Genomic DNA, 19,920 nt, shown 5'->3' with positions numbered 1-19,920 from the left:
GACCGATCAAGCGCCCAACTGATCGGCAAGGTCGAGAAAATCGGTTGCCGTGAAGTCGAATTCGCCCTCGGTGACTTTGTGCGCCCGCTGATTGGGTCCGTACTCCAGTGGCCGCGTGACGTAGGCGGCCCGGAGCCCCGCCTGCTGCGCGGCCCGCAGGTCGCCGGGATGCGCGGCGACGAGCATCAGCTCATCGGGCTGCACACCAAGCAGGTCGGCACAACCGAGATACGCCTCGGCATCGGGCTTGTAGTGATGGAACAACTCCGCGGAGATCACGCAGTCCCACGGCAGATTCGCGCGCTTGGCCATGTTGGTCAGCAGCGACATATTGCCGTTCGACAGCGTGGTGATGACGAAGCGCTCCTTCAGCCGCACCAGGCCCGGGACGCTGTCCGGCCACGGATCGAGGCGGTGCCACGCGCGGTTGAGATGGTCGACGTCCTCAACGCAGATCGACGTGATACCGGCCGCGCCCATCAGCTCCTCGAGGATCATGCGGTGCAGGTCGTCGATCTTGGTCCACGGCAGCTCACCGCGCCGCACCCGATCCATCGCCGGCAAATAGCCTTTGCGCCAGGCGTCGGCCATTGCGGCCCAATCATGTTGGACACCATGGCTTTCGCCGAATTTCTCGAGCTCGGCGATGATGCTCGAACGCCAGTCGACGACGGTGCCGAACGTGTCGAACGCCAGCGCCTTGATCGTCACGGCTCCAGCACGACCTTGCCGAGCACACCGCCGTCGGCCAGACTCTGCAGCGCCTCGGCGCCCTTGGCCAACGGGAACCGCACCGGCGGGGGCGGTCGCAGACCCGCTCGGACCAGTTCGGCCACCCCGAATTCGAAGAGCGACTGTGCGCCAGGGGTGCGATTGACGTACTCGCCGTATCCCACCCCGATGACGGAGACGTTGCGCAACAACAGCCGATTCACCTTGATGTTGGGAATTCCTCCGCCCGAGGCGAATCCGAGCACCAGGAGCCTGCCCTCGGTGGCCAGGGCGCGGATCGCATCGTCGAACACCTCACCGCCCACCGGATCGACCACCAGGTCGACACCGCGGCCGCCGGTGTGGTCCTTGACCGCCTGCAGCCAACCATCGGTGAGCGGCAGCACCACGTCGGCGCCCAGCGATTCCACGAACTCATTGCCGTGTGGCCGGTGGACCATCGCAATCACCTTGGCGCCCAGCGCCTTCGCCACCTGAATTGCCGCGGTGCCGACGCCACCCGCTGATCCGAGCACCAGCACCGTTTCGCCCGACCGCAGCGCTCCGCGTTTGGCCAGCGCGAAATACATCGTCTGGTAATTACCCAACAGCGCAACGGCTTCGGCGTCATCGAGATCCTCGGGCGTCGGCCGCAGGCTGGCGGGCGGCACCGCGATGCGCTCAGCCCAGCCACCCAACATCGTCAGCGCGGTCACGCGCTGTCCCGGCTTGAACTCCGACTCGTACGGCGCCGAGACCACCACCCCCGCCGCCTCCATACCGGGGACGAACGGGGGCTCCAGCCGCAATTGATACTCGCCGCGTAGGAGCAGCAGGTCGGGGAAGCTCACGCCGGCGGCGCCGACGTCGACGACAACGACGTCGTCATTGCCGACCACATCGTCTACGTCAACGTACGCCAACCCCGATGGACCGGAAAGCTCCTGCGCGACAAGCGCCTTCACTTTGCAGTCAGCCGAGCGAGAACGTGGCGCGCTGCGCCGCGGACAAATCGGTGATCTCGCCCCACTTGCCTGCCACGTCTTCGACGGTCGGCACCTCGGTGAACGTCACACCGTCGTTCTGGAACAGGGCGGTGCGCTGCACTTTGCCGCCGCCAACGATGAACACCGAAGCGGTCTCGGGGAGTTCCTCGGTGCACAGGTACGCGACCACGGGGGCGACGTACTCGGGGGTGAGCTTCTCGAAGACCTCCGGCGGCAGGATGTCCTGTGTCATCCGGGTGGCCGCGATGGGCGCCACGGCGTTGGACTTGATGTTGTACTTCGCGCCCTCCTGGGCCAGCGTGTTGATGAGCCCGACGAGGCCGAGCTTGGCGGCACCGTAGTTGGCCTGACCGAAGTTGCCGAACAGCCCGCTGGTCGAGGTGGCCACCACGACGCGGCCAAAGTTGTTCTCGCGGAAGTGCGGCCATGCCGCGCGGATCACGTTGTAGCCGCCGTACAGGTGCACCTTGAGCACGGCGTCCCAGTTCGCGAACTCCATCTTGTGGAAGGTGCCGTCGCGCAGGATGCCCGCGTTGCTCACCACACCGTCGACCTTGCCGAACTCGTCGATCGCGGTCTTGATGATGTTCTCGGCGCCCTCGGTTTCAGCCACCGAGTCGTAGTTCGCGACGGCGCGGCCGCCGGCGTCCTTGATCTCCTTGACCACCTCGTCGGCCATGTTGTGACCGGCGCCGGTGCCGTCACGTGAACCACCGAGATCGTTCACGACGACGCTGGCGCCCTCCCTGGCGAGCGTCAACGCGTATTCGCGTCCGAGTCCGCCTCCGGCACCGGTGACGACGATGACGCGATCCTGCACTCCTGGCATGGGGTTCCTTTCTCAGAACAGCCGTTTCGCGAGCTTCAAAGCCTTCTCTGTATACGGGGGATAGATGAACGCGCCGACATCGGGTCGGGTCGGCTTGGTCATCACGGTCTTCTTGTGGCTGAACTGCTCGAAGCCGAACTTGCCGTGGTAGGCGCCCATGCCGGACGGCCCGACACCGCCGAACGGCAGCTTGTTGGTGGCGAAGTGGAAGAGCAGGTGGTTGATCACCATGCCGCCCGCGGCCACTTCTTTGATGACACGCTCGCGAATGCTCTTGGTCTTGGTGAACAGGTAAGCGGCGAGCGGCTTTGGCCGTGAGTTCACGAAACCGATTGCATCGTCGAGGGATTGGACCGTCATGATCGGCAGGATCGGGCCGAAGATCTCATCGGTCATCAGCGGTTCGGCAGGATCGGGATCCACTACGACCGTCGGCTGGATGCTGATGTTCGACTGATCCGAACCACCGCCGATGACAACGTCACCCTTGGTCGCCGCCAGTGATGCGGTGAGCCGGTCGAAGTGCCGCTCGTTGACAATGCGCTTGCCGCCGCTCGGATTCTTCGCCTCAAAGGTCGTTACGGCGTCTTTGATCTTGTCGACCAGCTCGTCGCGGATCTTCGCGTCGGCCAGCACGTAGTCCGGCGCGATGCAGATCTGGCCCGAGTTGATCAGCTTGGTCCACGCGATGCGCTTGGCCGCGACCTCGATGTCGGCGTCCGCGGCCACGATGACCGGGCTCTTACCGCCCAACTCCAGGGTGACGGGCGTCAGGTGCGGTGCGGCGGCCTCATAGACCTTGCGGCCGATCTCGGTGCCGCCGGTGAAGCAGATGTGGTCGAAGCCCTGCGCGATGAGCTCCTGGCTGCACCCTGCGTCGCCCTCGACGACGGCGATCGCGTCATTGTCGAGGTACTTGGGCACCAGTTCGGCCATCAGCGCCGACGACGCCGGGCATACCTCGGAGGGCTTCATGAGCACCGTGTTGCCCGCGGCGATCGCGCCGACGGCGGGTCCGAGCGTCAGGACGAACGGGAAATTCCACGCACCGATGATCAGGACGGTGCCGTAGGGCTCGTACTCCACCCAGCCGCGGCCGGGCAGCTGCGACATCTCCAGCAGCCGGTACTTGCGGCGCATCCACTTCTTGACGTTCTTGGCTGCGTCCTTCGCCTCGCCCGAGGTACTCGCGATATCGGCCAGCCAGGCCTCAAACGGGCTGCGGCCCAGATCCTTATCGAGGGCTTCCATGATGGCGCCCTCGTTGTCGATCATCATCTTTTCCAGCGCCAGCAGCTGCTGTTTACGCCATTCGACGCTGCGAGTCCGGCCGGTGGCGAAGGTTTCGCGCAGCCTGCGAACGGTGGCGGGGATGTCCGGGGTGGTTGTCGCTGTGGGGGGTGCGACGGATTCTGTGGTCACGGTGGGTGTCCTTCCTGACCCGAGGAACACCCGATACTAACCAACCGGTTGGGCAGCACTGAAGGGGCAACTTTCTGCCCCTCCGGTAGGCCGTTCGGGCGGTCAGCCCAACTTCTCGCCCGTGACGAAAGACGAGAACGCATCTTGGTCGGATTCTCCAGGCGGCAGGACCCAGCGGTCGAGCCTGCGCATTTCGTCTGCGGAGGTGACGGCGGATGCCTGCCACCCGTGCGCGTTGAGCCAATGGGCCACGTCAGCCCGGTCGGGGTCGTTGTACATCAGCTCGGCGACGTCGGGGGCGTCTTCCATCCCGAACTGCTCGGCGATGCGCTCGAACTTCTCGCGGAACTCGGCCCGGCGGTCGTCGGACCGCACCCCGACCGTCTCGGCGGCAACCCGGCTGCCGGGCGCACTGAGGGCGGTGATCTGCTCGAACAACCGGTCCTGGGCTTCGGCGGGTAGGTACATCAGCAGGCCCTCGGCCAGCCAAGCGGTCGGCGCGTCCGCGTCGAAACCGGCTTCGCGAAGGGCATGCGGCCAGTCCAGCCGGAGGTCGATGGCCACCGCGTTGCGCTTGGCGGACGGCAGCGCGCCGTGCTCAGCCATCCGCGCGGCCTTGTACTCGAGCACCTTTGGCTGGTCGATCTCGTAGACGACGGTCTCCGCCGGCCAGTCCAGCCGGTAGGCGCGTGAGTCGAGGCCCGACGCGAGGATCACGACCTGACGAAGGCCCGCGGCCGTGGCGGCAGCGAAGAACGCGTCGAAGAAGTGGGTCCGCACGGCCTGGTAATTGCCCATGTGCGTGAATATCGCGCCCACTTCGGCGTCGGCCTCGGCGACCTTGGCGGCGAACTCCTCGCTGCGCACGATGTCCCATACCCCGGGGCCGACACCGGCGACCAGCACCTCGGCATAGGGGTCGCGGATCAGAGGTTCGGGCTTGGCGGTTTCTCCTGCGCGGGCCGCGGCCACCATGACGGCCGTCGATCCGACACTGGTCGCGATATCCCAGGTGTCATCGTGCGTGCGCAACGAACTCATTACGCCATGCTACCGAAACAGTTAGCCCAGCTATACGACCTGTGGGAGAGGCAACACTCAGTCGTTGAGTTGCCAGAGCTTGTTGGCGAGCAGCAGCTGGAACTTCTCCACGACGCCGGAAAGCTCTTGATGACTGCCGACGAATCCGGCGTAGAACCCGATACCCCACATCATCGCGACGAGCAACTCGACGAGGTCGCTGACGTCGGTGTCGGTGGCGAGCTCGCCCGTCTGGATTGCGTCGTTGACCGCCCAGGCAATGAACTCCCGCGAATTCCGCAGCGAATCGTGCTCGTCGCCGCTCAGCTCGGGATGGCGCTGCGACTCCAGCACCGAGGTCACGAGAAAAGCTGCCGCCGAACGATCTTCGGAATCGGCCTGGATCGCCGCGGTGAAGAACGCCGACAACCTCGTCAGCAGGTTCGATTCGGCCTTCGCGCGCGCCTGACCCGCGCTAACTACGAGCGCATCCGTCTGCTCGACGACCTGAGCCCACAACACCCGCTTACTCGCGAAGTAGTGGTTGATCGCCGGACGGGTCAAACCCGCGCGGATGGCGATCGCCTGGAACGTGGCGGCGTCGTACCCGAGTTCGCTGAAGACCTCGCGCGCGGCTCCTATGATGCGCTCCCGCGTTTCGGCGGCCTTAGCTGCAGGCGGGCGACCCGGGCCCCTACTGGCGGTGTGTTGCGGCACAGTCAAATTGTGCCACAGCCCACTGTGCGGCCAGCGCGGTATCACGGCCCGGAGATCCTAAATCGCCAGTTTCAGCAAATAAATCGTGGTCGCTCGCCGATTCTGACGAAACGATGACGTAGAGATTCGAGGGGGTGAGCAACTAGGGTGCGGTCCCATGGCCAGCGTCGTTTCTCGGGAGGCCTACTTCGAGACCGGCCTCGAAGTGCTGTCGGATCTCGGTTACGGGGGGCTCAAACTCGCGGAGGTCTGCCACCGCCTGGGTGTCACGACTGGATCCTTCTACCACTACTTCACCAATTGGCCGACGTTCACCAAGGAGCTGGTCGCCCACTGGGTGCAGGAACGTACTGTGCTCGTGATCGAGGCGGTGCGCGGCGAGACGGACCCGGGCCGCCGAATCGACACTTTGATCCAAGTCGCGCTTGGGCTGCCCCACGGGGCGGAAGCCGCGATCCGGGTATGGAGCTCCCTGGACCCGGATGTGCACGCCGTCCAGGCCATGGTCGACCAGCAGCGATTCAACATCATGTACGAGTCGGCCTTCGAGATCCTGCAGAACCAGCGGCAAGCGCAGGTCTTCGCGGGATGGTCGGTGTACATCCTCGTCGGTTACGAGCAGTCCGCCCTACCGCCGGATCCGAAGGCGTTGAAGTGGATCTCCGAACAGGTGCGCAACGCGCTGGACAACGACGGGTTCGCTTCGGTGCCTGACAGTGACTGACGCCGCCCGTGAGACCGACGATCCGCCGGTCGAGGTCGAGCGCGTCCAGCATGTCCTAGCGATGCTGCGTGAACGCCTCTACGGGGCGATCTCCTGTCTGGCGACGCTCGCGATCCTCGCCAGGTACAGCGACGAGGACACCAACGCGCTGGCCAGGGTTCTCGACATCGCAGTGGCCACCGGCGGTCTGTGGGCCGCCAGCCTGCTCTCCCACTTCGTCGCGCAGATGGCCGTGTTCGGGAGCCCCCCGCGCGGGCGGCACTGGATCCAGCTCCTGCAGGCGTCGGGTCAGATTCTCGTGGCCGCCGTCCCGCCGGTGATCGTCCTGGTACTCGCGGTGGTCAACGTTCTCGACACCGACACCGCGATGTGGATCGGAATGTGGACACTGGTGGGTGAGTTGGGCGTCATCGCGCTGCTGGCGATGCGACGGACGCGGTTGCCGTGGTGGCAGCAGGCGCTATCGGTGGCCGTCCTGGTGGGCCTCGGATTACTCGTCGTCGGCATCAAGATAATTGCCCACTGAGATGACTAACCTGTGGCGTCGCGCGGTCGATCGCCTTCGGCAGCGCGACCCCGAGTTCGACGCCCTGCGCCGCGCCGGCCGGGCGGCGCTGGTGGTGCCTATCGCGGCAGCGGTCGGTTTCACCGTCGGAAACAGTTCGCAGACAGCGTTGTTCAGCATCTTCGGCTCGGTGGCGCTGCTGATCATGGTGGACTTCCCCGGAAACCGTCCAGCCAGGGCGCTCGCCTACCTCGGTCTCGGCGTCAACGGCTTCGTGCTGATCACCCTCGGAACGCTGGTGGCCGACCATCCGTGGACCAGTGTCGCGGTGATGTTCGTCCTCGGTGTGGTCGTGACGTTTTCCGGTGTCCTCAGCGAGATCGTCGCGGCCGGCCAGCGCGCCACCCTGTTGACGTTCGTACTGCCCGCCTGCACACCGGTCGGTCCGATCGCCGATCGCCTGCTCGGCTGGCTGATCGCGCTCGCGGTGTGCGTACCCGCGGCCCTGTTCCTTCTCCCGCCGCGCCATCACGACGAGTTGCGCCAACACTCAGCGCAGGTATGCACGTGCCTGGCCGATACGTTGGAGGGCACCGGAACCGCCAAAGACGCGACCCGCGCGATGAATTCGCTGTGGGAGAGCTTCCTCGGCGCCGACTTCCGCCCGGTGGGGCTCACCGCGGGCAGCCGTGCACTGGTGCGGGTCGTCGACGATCTCGGCTTCCTGGCCGACCGCATCACCGACGACACCGGCCGCCAGCTCGGGGACCTCAAGCCGCCGTTGGTGCGCGTGCTGCGAGATTGCGCCGCGGTGCTCAGCGTTCCCGAACCCTCCGCTCGTGCGGCCAGGGGCGCGGACCTCAACTCCGCACTGGCCGAACTGCGATCCATCGCGCAGGGGCGCTACCGCGAAGACATCCTCGAGATACTCGGCGTGCCCGATGACGCGGCAGCCGTGGATGTCGGACGAAAGCTGTTGGGGCGACGCACGTTCTCGGCCACCGTCGGCGTGACCGGCCGGATCATCCGCAATGCCGCCGAGGCCGACGCCCGGCCGGTGTGGGCGCGCGTGCTCGGCCGCCGCCTGCCGCCGACGGGAACCGCCGACTGGGTGATGCCTGAGACGGCCGCGGTCGCGGCGATCACCAAAGGACTGGTATCGACTCGCGCGGTCGTGCTGCGCAGCAGTCTGCGTACCGGCCTCGGCTTGGCCATGGCCGTCGCCGTCACCCAGGTGTTTCCCTTGCAGAACGGCTTCTGGGTAGTCCTGGGTGCGATGTCGGTCCTGCGCAGCAGCGCGCTGTCGACCGGCACCCGGGTCGTGCGTGCGGTCACGGGGACGACGCTCGGCTTCCTCCTGGGCATCGTCGTGATCGAGTTGGTCGGCGTCGACCCGATCGTCATGTGGATCCTCCTGCCGGTGGTCGCGTTCGGTTCGGCGTTCGTGCCGGAGGTCGCGTCGTTCATCGCCGGCCAGGCGGCGTTCACGATGATGGTGCTGATCATCTTCAATCTGATCAGGCCGACGGGTTGGAGTGTCGGGTTGATCCGCATCCAGGACGTCGTCATCGGCGCACTGGTGGGCATCATCGTTTCAGTTCTGCTGTGGCCGCGCGGAGTGCGCACCCGGGTGTCGAAGGTCATCGACACGTCCTTCGCCGTCGGCGCGTCGTTTCTCAAGGCGGCCGTACTGCGCGTCACCCGCGGCGCGTCCGAAGAGGCCACCGATAGGGTCATCGCGCTCAGCCACGACGCCCTCGAGGCCTCGCGCACCGTCGACGACGCAGTGCGACAGTATCTTTCAGAGAGCAGTGGGGCCGCCGATGTCCGCGCACCGATCGTGCGGCGGGCCAATCGCGCGGTCCGGTTGCGCGCCGCGGCCGAACTGATCGCCGATGTCGTCCCGCCGCCGCACGGCGTGTACCCACAGACCCGCACGGTGCTGGAGACCCACGCCGAGGCGGTCTGCCGTCACGTCACCGGCGGCTCACCGGGGACTGCGCTGGAACCGATCAGCGACGATTTCGTGATCGCGCTGCGCGCCGACGCCTCCGACGACAAACTGGCGGTCGCGGCGGCACTACCGCTGGTGACCGCGGCGGCGCACATCGGGGAGCTGGAATTGCTCTATCCGAGAGGCGATTCCATGCCGCAAGAATCGGGGACTTCACAGAGCGCGTCCAATCCGGCTCACTGACCGACCCTGCGGGGCAGGATGATGCGGGAGGAGGAGTTCGGATGAAAGCGGTTCGTAACGCACCACCGGTAATCGAGATCGTCGACGTCGACGAGCCGGAGGGTGCCGGAGAACTTGTCCGGGTTGCCGCGGCCGGCATCTGCGCCTCAGATCTGAAGTACTTGCGGTGGGGCAGCACGCAGATCGCGGGACACGAATTCGCTGGCGTAACCGACGACGGAACCGCCGTTGCGGTCGAGGGCTTCTTCGGCTGCGGGAGTTGCCCCCAGTGCGAACAGGGCACCTTCAACATGTGCGTGCAGGGACCGACCGCTCCCGGCATGCTCAGCCCAGGCGGCATGGCTGAACTCTTTCGCGCGCCACGCCACATGCTCGTGCCTTTGCCAACGGGCCTTGCGGTCGGCGACGCGTCGCTGGTGGAACCCGCAAGTGTGGCGTGGCACAGCTGCCACCAGGGTGAGATCGGCCCCCAGACCCGGGTCGCAATCGTCGGCGCGGGCGCCATCGGCATCCTGGCCGCGGCCTCAGCCCAGAAGATGGCCGCAGCTGAGGTGGCTGTGGAGGCACGCCACCCCCATCAGCGCGAGGCCTGCGAACGCATAGGAGCGACCGCGCCGACTGGTGACTACGACGTGGTCATAGAGACCGGCGGAAGTGAGAGCGCTTTGCAGCGCGCCGTCGAACTGACGCGCGTGGGCGGCACCGTCGTACACCTTGGGTCCTACGCTCCAGGAACAGCCTGGCCAATGGACTTCGCCTTCTCCAAAGAAGTCACGTTGCGTCCTTCGCTTGGTTATTGCAGCCACCGCTCGCGACGCCGCGATTTCTCCGAAGCCGCCGACATGCTGGCCGCACGACCTGAACTTGCGGCCGCGCTGATCACCCACCGATTCCCCATCGCCGATGCGGTGGAAGCGTTCCGGGTGGCGGAGGACAGGTCCAAGGGGGTGTTCCGGGTCGTTGTCGAGCCTTAATGGCGCTCGGCATCAAGCACGGTGCGGCATGAGCGCGTCCGGCGGGATGACGCCGAACTTGCCCTTGTTGTAATCCTCCATCGCCTCGATGAGTTCGGACTTGGTGTTCATCACGAACGGTCCGTACTGGAACACGGGCTCGCGAATCGGCTTGCCGCCCAAGAGCAGGACTTCGAGTGCTGGCCGATGTGAATCTTGTCCCGGATCGGCGCTCACGGTGATGCGGTCGCCGGGCCCGAGCACAGCCAGTTGACCCTGGTGAATCGGGTGTCCGACGGGTCCGACCGCACCGCAGCCCGAGAGCACATAGACCAGCGCGTTGAAATCGCGGTTCCACGGGAGGTTCAGCCTGGCACCCGGCTGGATCGTGCTGTGCGCCAGGGTGATCGGAGTGTGGGTGGCACCGGGACCTTCATGGCCGGCGACGTCGCCCGCGATGAGGCGGACCAGCGCGCCGCCGTCGTCGGAGGACAGCAGCTTCGCCTGGTTACCCTCGATCGCCTGGTACCGCGGCGCTGCGAACTTATCCTTACGCGGCAGGTTCGCCCACAACTGAACGCCGTGGAACAGCCCGCCACTCTCGACCAGCTCGGCCGGCGGCGTCTCGATGTGCAGTATTCCCGACCCTGCGGTCATCCACTGCGTGGCGCCGTCGGTGATCAGGCCACCGCCGCCATGCGAATCCTGGTGTGCGAAGCGGCCGTCCAGCATGTATGTGACGGTCTCGAAGCCCCGGTGCGGATGCCAGTCGGTGCCTCTGGGTTCGCCGGGTTCGTACTCCACCTCGCCCATCTGGTCCATGTGCACGAACGGATCGAGGTCGGCGCTGTTGACGCCGGCGAACGCGCGTACGACGGGAAATCCCTCGCCCTCATAGCCGCGAGGACCGGTGGTGATGGACCGCACGGGACGTTCGGTGTCTGACGGACCGGCAGCGGCGATCCGCGGAAGTGTCAGGGTGTCAGCGGTGATGGCAGGCATGCCACCGATAACCGGACCGTAGTCCGAATTATTCCGTGTCATTCAGGGTCGAGCACGCCCAGCGCCGCCGCCCGCGCGTCTGCCGCGCTGCTCGCCGCGAGCACCGCTTCGGCCGCATCGCGGCACTGCTGCAGCGTGACCCGCGCCAGTTTCGCGCCGACGCCCTGCACCGCCGCAGCGGCCGACGACAAAGACGTCACACCCAAACCGGCGAGCACGCAGGCGAGCAACGGATCGGCGGCGGCCTCACCGCACACGCCGACCGGCTTGCCTGCCGACGCGCCCGCCCTGGCCGCCATGGCCACCAACGTCAGCACCGCGGGCTGCCACGGGTCGGTGAGCGCGGCGAGTTCGGCCGACATCCGGTCGGCGGCCATCGTGTACTGCGCCAGGTCATTGGTCCCGATCGATAGGAAGTCCACGTGCTCGAGAATCCGACCGGCCAACAGGGCCGCCGAAGGCACCTCGATCATCACGCCCGGCGTCAGCCCATGCGAACGAACTTGTGCTGCAAAGTGTTCGGCTTCCTGTGCCGTCGCAATCATCGGCGCCATCACCCACGGTGGATTGCCGGTGCGCTTGCCCGCGGCGGCAATGGCCTCGAGTTGCCGGTCCAGCAGACCCGGATTGCCGCCTGCCACGCGAATGCCACGAACACCGAGCGCGGGGTTGGCCTCGTCGGGATGGTCGGCGAACTTCAGTGGTTTGTCCGAACCCGCGTCGAGTGTCCTGATGACCACCTTGTGTCCGGCGAACGCGTCGAGCACCTCGGCGTAGATGTCGGCCTGCTCGTCGACAGTCGGCTCGGTCTCCCGGTTCAGGAAGCACAGTTCGGTGCGGAACAACCCGATGCCCTCGGCCGCGGTCTCGCGGGCAGCCCGCGCGGCCGCACCGTCCTGCACGTTGGCGAGGACTGCGATCGCGTGGCCGTCGGCGGTGGCGCCCGGTCCGCTCCATCCGGCGGCCCGTTCGGCGTCGCGTCGTGCCGCCTCGACGGCCTCGCCCGCCGCCGCGGCGTCCGGCGTGACGAGGACGGTGCCCGCAGTGCCGTCGACGAGCACCATCGTGCCCGCATCGACGTCGTCGAGACCCTCGACGGCCACAACGCACGGGATTCCGAGTTGACGCGCGATGATCGCCGTATGGCTGGTTGGCCCCCCGAGCGTCGTAGCCAGCGCGACGACGAGCGCGGGGTCAAGACCGGCGGTGTCGGCCGGGGCGAGGTCCTCGGCGCACAGGATCGACGGCACGGAGGGCGTCGGTACACCGGGTTCAGGCAGGCCCATCAGTTCGGCGATCACGCGGTCGCGGATGTCACGCAGGTCGGTCACCCGTTCGGCCATCAGCCCGCCGAGCTTGGTGAACATCTCGGCGAACTGCTCGACGGCGCCGATCACCGCGCCGACCGCGGGCGCGCCTGCAGTGATGCGCTTCTCGGCGGCGCTCAGCCATGCCCGGTCCTGCGCCAGCGTCGCGGTCGCCGCCAGCACCTCTGAGGCCGCCCCGGAGGCGTGCGCCGCACGGTCACGCAGTCGCGTCGCGACCGCCGATGCGGCGGCCTTGAAGCGCTCCGCCTCCGCGGACCGGTCGGGTTCGGCGACGTCGCCCCCGTCATCGAGGGACGGCAGCCGGCCCGGCCGGATCACCGGCGCGTAGGCCACGCCGGGCACCACCGGGACACCGCGAAGGGCGATCCCCGAGGGATGTGACGGATGCGTGGATGAGGCGGTCATGTGAACCAGATTACAAGAAATGGTTGACAAGTCAACACAAACAGTAGTAAAACCAATTAAATCAACATTCAGAACGCCCAATACCCACACATACGGAGCCAGATGTACGCCGAAGAGCGCCAGCAAGCGATCGCCTCACTGGTGATTGCCCACGGCCGCGCCTCGGTCGCCGAATTGGCGCAGGCCTACGACGTCACCACCGAGACGGTGCGCCGCGACCTCGCCGCGCTGGAGAAGGCCGGGGTGCTGCGACGAGTGCATGGCGGCGCCGTTCCCGTGCGCGCACTCCACCTCGTCGAGACCGGCGTGGGCGAGCGCGAGGCGACCAGGGCCGAGCACAAGGACGCCATCGCGGCGGCGGCCGCCGAACTCCTCCCGCAGGACGGTTCCACCGTGCTGCTCGACGCGGGTACCACCACGGCACGCATCGCCGCCCATCTGCCCACCGATCGCGAGCTCGTCGTGGTGACCAACTCGGTACCGGTCGCCGCGCGCCTGGCCGCGATGCCGTCGATCTCGCTGCAACTGCTCGGCGGCAGGGTGCGTGGCGTCACCCAGGCCGCGGTTGGCGAACAGACACTGCGGGTGCTGGACACGTTGCGCGTGGACATGGCGTTCATCGGAACCAACGGCATCAGCGTCCGCCACGGGCTGTCCACCCCGGACAGTGACGAGGCAGCGGTGAAACGCGCAATGGTGAGCGCGGCGAATTATGTAGTGGCGGTGGCGGACTCCTCCAAGATCGGGCGCGAGGACTTCGTCAGCTTCGCACCCCTGTCCAGCGTCGACACCCTGATCACCGACTCCGAGATCACCGACACCTATCGCACGCAGTTCACCGACCACGGTGTCGAGGTGGTGGTCGCATGATCGTCACCGTCACGCCCAACCCGAGCATCGACCGCACGGTCACCCTCACCACACCGCTGACACGCGGCAGCGTGCACCGGGTCACCTCGGTCACCACCGAGGCCGGCGGTAAGGGTGTCAACGTCGCGCGCGCCCTGACCTCGGCCTGTGTGGAAGCCGTCGCGCTGCTGCCCGCGCCCACGGCCGATCCGTTGATCAGCGCCCTGCATGCCGCCGCGGTGCCGTTTCGTTGCGTCTCCACCGATACGCCGGTGCGGATCAACACCGCGGTCACCGAAAAGGACGGGACCACAACCAAACTCAACGAACCCGGGGCTGCTCTCGACGAGGTAGCCGTCGACGCGCTCACCCAGTCGGTGGTTGCTGCCGCGGACTCCGCGTCCTGGGTGGTGTTGTCGGGTTCTCTCCCGCCCGGAGTCCCCGACGACTGGTACGCCGACGTCGTGGCACGGCTCGCCGCGTTCGAATGCCGGGTCGCCGTCGACACCTCCGAGGGTCCATTGACGGCGCTCGTCCAGTCGTTCCAGCTGGCAGCTCCCGACCTCATCAAACCCAACGCCGAAGAACTCGCCGGCCTGCTGGGCCTCTCCCCTTTCGCGTTGGAAGCCGCTGTCGCCAAGGGTGATCCGGAGCCCGTGATCTCGGCCGCCCGACAGCTGATCGACCGCGGCGTCGGCGCTGTGCTCGCCACCCTGGGCGCCGCGGGCGCCGTCCTCGTCGACGACAACGGCGGCTGGTTCGCCACCCCGCCGCCCATCACACCGCGCAGCACTGTCGGCGCCGGCGACGCCGCCCTCGCCGGATACCTCAGGGCCGAGGTCGGCGGCGCAACACCGCCGGAGCGACTGCGTATGGCGGTCGCCTACGGCAGCGCCGCAGCCGCGCTGCCCGGATCGGCTCAGCCACGGCCCGCCGATCTTGACCTCGTTGCCGTCCCTGTCACCCCAGTAGCCCCCGCCAACGATCCGAAAGTAATGCCATGACCAGCTCCAACGTCTCGATCATCAACTCCGATCTGGTCCTGCTCGATATGGACGTAGACGGCGCCGCGGGCGGCGCTAAGAACGCGGTGATCCGCGGGCTCGTCCAGCGCCTCGCCGACACCGGGCGCTCGTCGGACGCCGAGGGCTTGTTCGCCGCGGCGCTGGCACGTGAGGAGCAGTCGGCGACCGGACTTCCCGGCGGTATCGCCATCCCGCACTGCCGCTCGCCCCACGTCGACACCGCGTCGATCGGCTTCGCGCGGCTCGACCCACCCGTCGATTTCGGCGCACCCGACGGACCCGCCGACCTGGCCTTCCTGATTGCGGCCCCGGAGTCCGGCGGCGCCGAGCACATGAAGCTGCTGTCCAGCCTTGCGCGTGCCCTGGTCCGCAAGGACTTCGTGGAGTCGCTGCGTCAAGCGGCCACACCCGACGAAGTGGTCGCGCTCGTCGACGGTGTGCTGAACCCCGACAAGCCCGCTCCCGCAAAGGAATCCACTCCCACCAAGGCCAGGACGCTGCTCGCGGTCACCGCTTGCCCCACAGGTATCGCGCACACCTACATGGCCGCCGACTCACTGGCCGCCGCAGCCAAGGAGGCGGGGGTCACGCTGCACGTCGAGACGCAGGGGTCCTCGGGCAGCACTCCGCTCGACGCGGGAACGATCGCGTCGGCCGACGCCGTCATCTTCGCCACCGATGTCGGCGTCAAGGACAAGCACCGCTTCGCGGGTAAGCCCGTCGTCGCATCCGGTGTCAAAAGAGCGATCAACGAGCCCGCCAAGATGGTCGCCGAAGCCCTTGCGGCCGCGGACAATCCGGACGCGGCGCGCGTGGACGGCGGTACCGGCCCATCAGCGCCCAGCAGCGCCGCGCCGGCCGGCGGCGTCGGTTGGGGCACCCGCACGCGTCAGATCCTGCTCACCGGTGTGAGCTACATGATTCCGTTCGTCGCCGCAGGCGGCCTGCTGATCGCACTCGGCTTCCTCTTCGCCGGTTACGAGATCGCCGACACCGGCAAAGACATCGCGCTGAACAACTCGCTGACGAACCTGCCGCCCGGCGGCTTCGCGCAGTACCTCGGAGCCGTGCTGTTCACCCTTGGCGGACTGGCCTTCTCGTTCCTGGTGCCCGCATTGGCCGGCTACATCTCGTTCGCGATCGCCGACCGCCCGGGTATCGCCCCCGGGTTCACCGCAGGCGCCGTCGCCGTGTTCGTCGGCGGTGGCTTCATCGGCGGCATCGTCGGCGGCTTGATCGCGGGCTTCACGGCGCTGTGGATCAGCCGCATCGACGCACCGCGCTGGCTGAGAGGATTGATGCCGGTCGTGATCATCCCGCTGTTCGCGTCGTTGGCCGTCGGCCTGTTGATGTTCATGTTGCTCGGCCGGCCGCTCGCCGCGATCACCTCGGGTCTGACCAACTGGCTCGGCGGCATGACCGGCAGCTCCGTCATCATCCTCGGCGTCATCCTCGGCCTGATGATGTGCTTCGACCTGGGCGGCCCGGTCAACAAGGCGGCATATGCGTTCGCCACGGCAGGCCTCAATGTCGCCGACCCGGCGTCGCTTCGAATCATGGCCGCGGTGATGGCCGCAGGCATGGTCCCACCGCTGGCGATGGCCCTGGCCTCCACGGTTCGACCCAAGATGTTCACCGAGCCGGAACGGGAGAACGGCAGGGCCGCTTGGCTTCTGGGCGCATCGTTCATCTCGGAGGGCGCAATTCCGTTCGCCGCGGCCGACCCGCTTCGGGTGATCCCGTCGATGATGTTCGGGGGCGCCATCACCGGCGCCTTGATCATGGCCTTCGACGTCACGCTCAAGGCACCGCACGGCGGGATCTTCGTCTTCTTCGCGATCGGAAACCTGCTCTGGTTCCTCGTCGCCCTCGCCGCCGGCACCGTGGCGGGCGCACTCGCCGTCATCGCCGCCAAGCAGTTCGCCAAGCCCCGCTCAGAAACCGCAGACGCACCCGCGCTCGCGGCCGCTTGATGCAGCCACTGAAGTCACACCCCACCAACAAAGGAGATCGCCCATGCCCACCAAGACCGTCACCGTCGGCTCCGCCATCGGTCTGCACGCCCGCCCCGCGGCCATCATCGCCGAGGAAGTGGTCAATGCCGGAGTGCCCGTCACCCTCTCGATGGACGGCGGCGAGCCCGTCGACGCAGGTTCGGCGTTGATGATCATGACGCTGGGTGCCGGCAACGGCGCTGAGGTGACCGTCGAGTGTGACGACGCGGACGTGCTCGCCACCGTCGCTGGACTGGTACAGCAGGACTTGGACGCCTAGGGCGCCCGACTCGTACGTGAGGCCCCTCACGTACCCCCGCCCAAGTTTGCGAACCTGACCCCCTTCGCCGCCCCTTAAGATTGGCTGCGTGCAATCAGGCAGTTCGCTTGACGTGATAATTTGCGCTGCCCGGGGGCCCGTAGAGGGTTTGCTGTGGGCGCACCGGCATACTGCCACCTGGTCGAGAATCGGGGGAGGTGTGTAACGAGTGCACCGATTTGGTGTCCTGCTGGTGGTGCTGGTGCTGGCACTGTGCAGCGCTCCCCCGGCAGCGGCTATCGAGCCGCCGAAAATCGACGCGGCGGCCATGCCGCCCGACCAGACCGGCCCCGATCAGCCGATGGAACAGCGCCGAGTCTGTTCGGCGCCGACGGCATTTCCGAACGCGAATTTCGCCGACAAGCCCTGGGCGAACGACTACTTGCGCCTGGCTGAGGCGCAGAAGTTCGCAACCGGTGCGGGGATAACTGTCGCCGTCATCGACACCGGGGTCAACGGCTCCCCGCGCGTACCCGCCGAGCCCGGCGGCGACTTCGTCGATCAGGCCGGCAACGGAATGTCGGATTGCGATTCCCACGGAACGCTGACCGCCTCGATCATCGCGGGCCGGCCTGCGCCGACGGACGGGTTCATCGGGGTCGCTCCTGACGCCCGCATCCTGTCACTGCGGCAGACCTCGGAAGCCTTTCAAACCGTCGGCGCGCGCACCGACCCCAATGACCCGAACTCGACGCAGACGGCCGGCTCCCTGCGCAGTCTGGCCCGTGCCGTCGTCCACGCGGCCAACATGGGCGCGCAGGTCATCAACATCAGCGAGGCGGCCTGTTACAAGGTCACCAGGCTGATCGACGAGGCCGGTCTGGGCGCCGCGATCAACTACGCGGTCAACGTCAAGGGTGCGGTCATCATCGTCGCGGCCGGCAACACCGGCCAGGACTGCAGCCAGAACCCGCCACCCGATCCGTCGATACCCGCGGACCCGCGCGGGTGGAAGCAGGTGCAGACGATCGTCAGTCCGGCGTGGTATTCGCCGCTGGTGCTCACCGTCGGAGGCGTCGCCCAGAACGGTCAGCCGAGTACGTTCTCGATGTCGGGTCCGTGGGTCGGTGCCGCGGCCCCTGCCGAGAATCTGGTGGCGCTGGGCTATGACGGTCGGCCGGTCAATGCGCTGACGGGTCAGGACGGACCGATTCCGATCAGCGGCACCTCGTTCGCGGCCGCCTATGTGTCCGGGCTGGCTGCGCTGCTCAAACAGCGCTTCCCCGTGCTGACACCGGCTCAGATCATGAACAGGATCACCGCCACCGCGCGGCATCCGGGCGGCGGCGTCGACAACTACGTCGGTGCGGGCGTCATCGATCCGGTGGCCGCATTGACGTGGGACGTCCCCGCCGGGCCGCAGCAAGTGCCCTATCAAGTCAAAGAGGTTCCACCGCCGGTGTACATCCCGCCCCCGGACCGGGGACCGATCACCGCTGTCGTCGTGATCGGTGTCGGCCTTGCGCTGGCGCTCGGTCTGGGGGCCCTGGCTCGGCGCGCGCTGAGGCGCCGATGAGCAGCTTCACATCCGTGTTCGGGCTGCGCGTGACGACCGGCCACGCCATCTGGGCGGCAGTGCTGATTCCGGCGAGCATCATCCTGTTCATCCAGCTCGACCTGCTCTGGCTGGGAATCACGCTGGCGGTGATCATCGCTCTCGCAGCGGTATTGACAATTCGTGGGCGAAGGATCACCGGCTGGATCGCGGCGGTATTCGCGTGGCGGCGACGCCACCGCAACGTTCCCGACCGGCCGTCCGAACCCGCGGTCGGCGCGACCGTCATGCCCGGCGACCATGTCGCGGTCCGCTGGCAGGACGGCTACCTGATCGCGGCGATGGAACTCGTTCCGCGGCCGTTCACGCCCACGGTCATCGTCAACGGAGAGTCCTTCACTGACGACGTCGTCGACACCCGGCTCGTAGAGCGGCTGGTGGCGGCGCACTGTCCCGATCTCGAGGCCGACGTGGTGTCGGCGGGCTATCGCGTTGGTAAGACCGCGCCCTCGGCTCTGGTCGCGTTGTACGAGCAGGTGGTCGGGCCCTACCCCGCGCCGGCCAATCGGCGCACCTGGATCGTGTTGCGCGCCGATCCGGAGCACACGCGCAAGTCGTCACAGCGGCGCGAGTCCGGCGTCGCGGGACTGGCACGCTACCTGGTGGCATCCGTGACTCGGATCGCAGATCAGTTGGCCAGCAACGGTATTGACGCGCAGCCGAGCCGCAGCTTCGACGACCTCGACCGCGCCACCGAGATCAGCTTCGAGCGTGAGACGTGGTCGACGATCAAGGGACGCAGCACCTTCACCTCCGCGTACACCGCCCCCGGCGGTCCTGACGTGTGGTGGTCCGCGCGCGCCGATCACACCATCACGCGGGTCCGCGTGCGACCGGGTGAGGCTCCCACCTCTACGGTGCTGTTGACCACCCTGGCGAATCCGTCCACCCCGCGCGGGTTTTCGTGCCTGTTCGGCGGGCAGCGGGCCGCGTTGCTCGGCATCAGCCCCGTCAACGACCGGCACTATGAACTGCCCGTCGGATCCGCCGGGGTGCTCGTCGGCGAGACCGCCGACCGCTATCCGGTGTACATGCCGTTCGACGACGTCGACGTGAGCATCAACCTGGGCGACGCGCGATTGTTCACCCAGTTCGTCGTGCGATCGGCCGCCGCCGGTGCGGTGGTCACCCTGCTTCCTCAGTTCGCGGATTTCGCCGCCTCCGTCAACGGCCACATCGGCCAGGAGGCCAAGGTCGCTTGGCCGAACGCGACAACCTATCTCGGTCCGCACCCCGGTATCGGACGAGTTGTGTTGCGTGACAACTTCATCCAGACACCCCGCCATCGCCAGCTACCGATACGGTTGATCAACCCCCGTGAAGAAAGCCGCTACCAGATGGCGCTGGAGGGCTAAGGG

At 67.2% G+C, this 19,920-nt stretch carries 18 protein-coding genes; 10 read left to right on the top strand and 8 right to left on the bottom strand.

Annotation, left to right across the window (positions count from 1 at the left end):
• Positions 1-6: 6 nt before the first annotated feature.
• The 6 genes from ACIA48_RS02955 to ACIA48_RS02930 form a co-directional block, all read right to left on the bottom strand.
• The gene (locus tag ACIA48_RS02955; RefSeq protein WP_396727455.1) at positions 7-711 is read right to left on the bottom strand and encodes a haloacid dehalogenase type II; all 705 of its coding nucleotides are present in this window, start codon (positions 709-711) and stop codon (positions 7-9) included.
• Entirely contained in the window at positions 708-1,676 is a 969-nt protein-coding gene (locus ACIA48_RS02950) for an NADPH:quinone oxidoreductase family protein (RefSeq protein ID WP_396727453.1), read from the bottom strand. The genes ACIA48_RS02955 and ACIA48_RS02950 overlap by 4 nt, the downstream gene beginning before the upstream one ends.
• A 7-nt stretch (positions 1,677-1,683) precedes the next feature.
• On the bottom strand, positions 1,684-2,547 hold the full coding sequence (locus ACIA48_RS02945) for an SDR family oxidoreductase (RefSeq protein ID WP_396727451.1): 864 nt from the start codon (positions 2,545-2,547) through the stop codon (positions 1,684-1,686).
• 12 nt (positions 2,548-2,559) lie between these two features.
• Positions 2,560-3,969, bottom strand: a complete 1,410-nt coding sequence (locus tag ACIA48_RS02940; RefSeq protein ID WP_396727449.1) for an aldehyde dehydrogenase family protein — start codon at positions 3,967-3,969, stop codon at positions 2,560-2,562.
• A 102-nt stretch (positions 3,970-4,071) separates the two neighbouring features.
• Positions 4,072-5,010, bottom strand: coding sequence for a class I SAM-dependent methyltransferase (locus ACIA48_RS02935; protein ID WP_396727447.1), 939 nt, complete (start codon positions 5,008-5,010; stop codon positions 4,072-4,074).
• A gap of 57 nt (positions 5,011-5,067) precedes the next feature.
• Positions 5,068-5,706: a TetR/AcrR family transcriptional regulator gene (locus ACIA48_RS02930; RefSeq protein WP_396727445.1), complete on the bottom strand. Its 639-nt coding sequence runs from the start codon at positions 5,704-5,706 to the stop codon at positions 5,068-5,070.
• 157 nt (positions 5,707-5,863) lie between these two features.
• On the opposite strand from ACIA48_RS02930, the gene ACIA48_RS02925 reads away from it, so the two are divergent.
• Genes ACIA48_RS02925 through ACIA48_RS02910 form a run of 4 tightly spaced genes read left to right on the top strand, consistent with a single transcriptional unit; the run spans position 5,864 to position 10,106 of the window.
• Entirely contained in the window at positions 5,864-6,430 is a 567-nt protein-coding gene (locus ACIA48_RS02925; protein ID WP_396727443.1) for a TetR/AcrR family transcriptional regulator, read from the top strand.
• A complete protein-coding gene (locus ACIA48_RS02920; protein ID WP_396727441.1) occupies positions 6,423-6,956 on the top strand; it encodes a hypothetical protein in 534 nt (177 codons plus the stop codon). Before ACIA48_RS02925 ends, ACIA48_RS02920 begins: the two co-directional genes overlap by 8 nt.
• 1 nt (position 6,957) lies before the next feature.
• Positions 6,958-9,132, top strand: a complete 2,175-nt coding sequence (locus tag ACIA48_RS02915) for an FUSC family protein (protein WP_396727439.1) — start codon at positions 6,958-6,960, stop codon at positions 9,130-9,132.
• Between the two features lie 41 nt (positions 9,133-9,173).
• Complete coding sequence (locus ACIA48_RS02910; RefSeq protein WP_396727438.1) at positions 9,174-10,106, top strand: zinc-binding dehydrogenase; 933 nt, start codon at positions 9,174-9,176, stop codon at positions 10,104-10,106.
• 12 nt (positions 10,107-10,118) lie between these two features.
• Here ACIA48_RS02910 and ACIA48_RS02905 read toward each other — a convergent pair whose 3' ends face one another.
• Entirely contained in the window at positions 10,119-11,087 is a 969-nt protein-coding gene (locus ACIA48_RS02905; protein ID WP_396728464.1) for a pirin family protein, read from the bottom strand.
• Positions 11,088-11,125: 38 nt separating this feature from the next.
• Entirely contained in the window at positions 11,126-12,820 is a 1,695-nt protein-coding gene (gene ptsP, locus ACIA48_RS02900) for a phosphoenolpyruvate--protein phosphotransferase (RefSeq protein ID WP_396727436.1), read from the bottom strand.
• Between the two features lie 102 nt (positions 12,821-12,922).
• Between ptsP and ACIA48_RS02895 the strand changes: the two genes are divergently transcribed.
• The 6 genes from ACIA48_RS02895 (at position 12,923) to eccE (ending at position 19,917) form a co-directional block, all read left to right on the top strand.
• Positions 12,923-13,690, top strand: a complete 768-nt coding sequence (locus ACIA48_RS02895; RefSeq protein ID WP_396727434.1) for a DeoR/GlpR family DNA-binding transcription regulator — start codon at positions 12,923-12,925, stop codon at positions 13,688-13,690.
• Positions 13,687-14,673, top strand: a complete 987-nt coding sequence (locus tag ACIA48_RS02890) for a 1-phosphofructokinase family hexose kinase (RefSeq protein WP_396727432.1) — start codon at positions 13,687-13,689, stop codon at positions 14,671-14,673. The genes ACIA48_RS02895 and ACIA48_RS02890 overlap by 4 nt, the downstream gene beginning before the upstream one ends.
• Complete coding sequence (locus ACIA48_RS02885; protein ID WP_396727430.1) at positions 14,670-16,667, top strand: fructose-specific PTS transporter subunit EIIC; 1,998 nt, start codon at positions 14,670-14,672, stop codon at positions 16,665-16,667. Before ACIA48_RS02890 ends, ACIA48_RS02885 begins: the two co-directional genes overlap by 4 nt.
• Before the next feature lie 43 nt (positions 16,668-16,710).
• Positions 16,711-16,968 (top strand): HPr family phosphocarrier protein, encoded by a 258-nt coding sequence (locus ACIA48_RS02880; RefSeq protein ID WP_396727428.1) that lies wholly within the window; start codon positions 16,711-16,713, stop codon positions 16,966-16,968.
• A 208-nt stretch (positions 16,969-17,176) separates the two neighbouring features.
• Positions 17,177-18,523, top strand: coding sequence for a type VII secretion-associated serine protease mycosin (gene mycP / locus ACIA48_RS02875; protein ID WP_396727426.1), 1,347 nt, complete (start codon positions 17,177-17,179; stop codon positions 18,521-18,523).
• Complete coding sequence (gene eccE / locus ACIA48_RS02870) at positions 18,520-19,917, top strand: type VII secretion protein EccE (protein ID WP_396727424.1); 1,398 nt, start codon at positions 18,520-18,522, stop codon at positions 19,915-19,917. Before mycP ends, eccE begins: the two co-directional genes overlap by 4 nt.
• Positions 19,918-19,920 lie beyond the last annotated feature (3 nt).

The sequence above is a fragment of the Mycobacterium sp. NPDC051804 genome (assembly GCF_044452905.1).
GTDB lineage: Bacteria > Actinomycetota > Actinomycetes > Mycobacteriales > Mycobacteriaceae > Mycobacterium.
The sequence above is the reverse complement of the archived record's forward strand: the minus strand, read 5'-3'. Positions and strand labels throughout refer to the sequence as shown.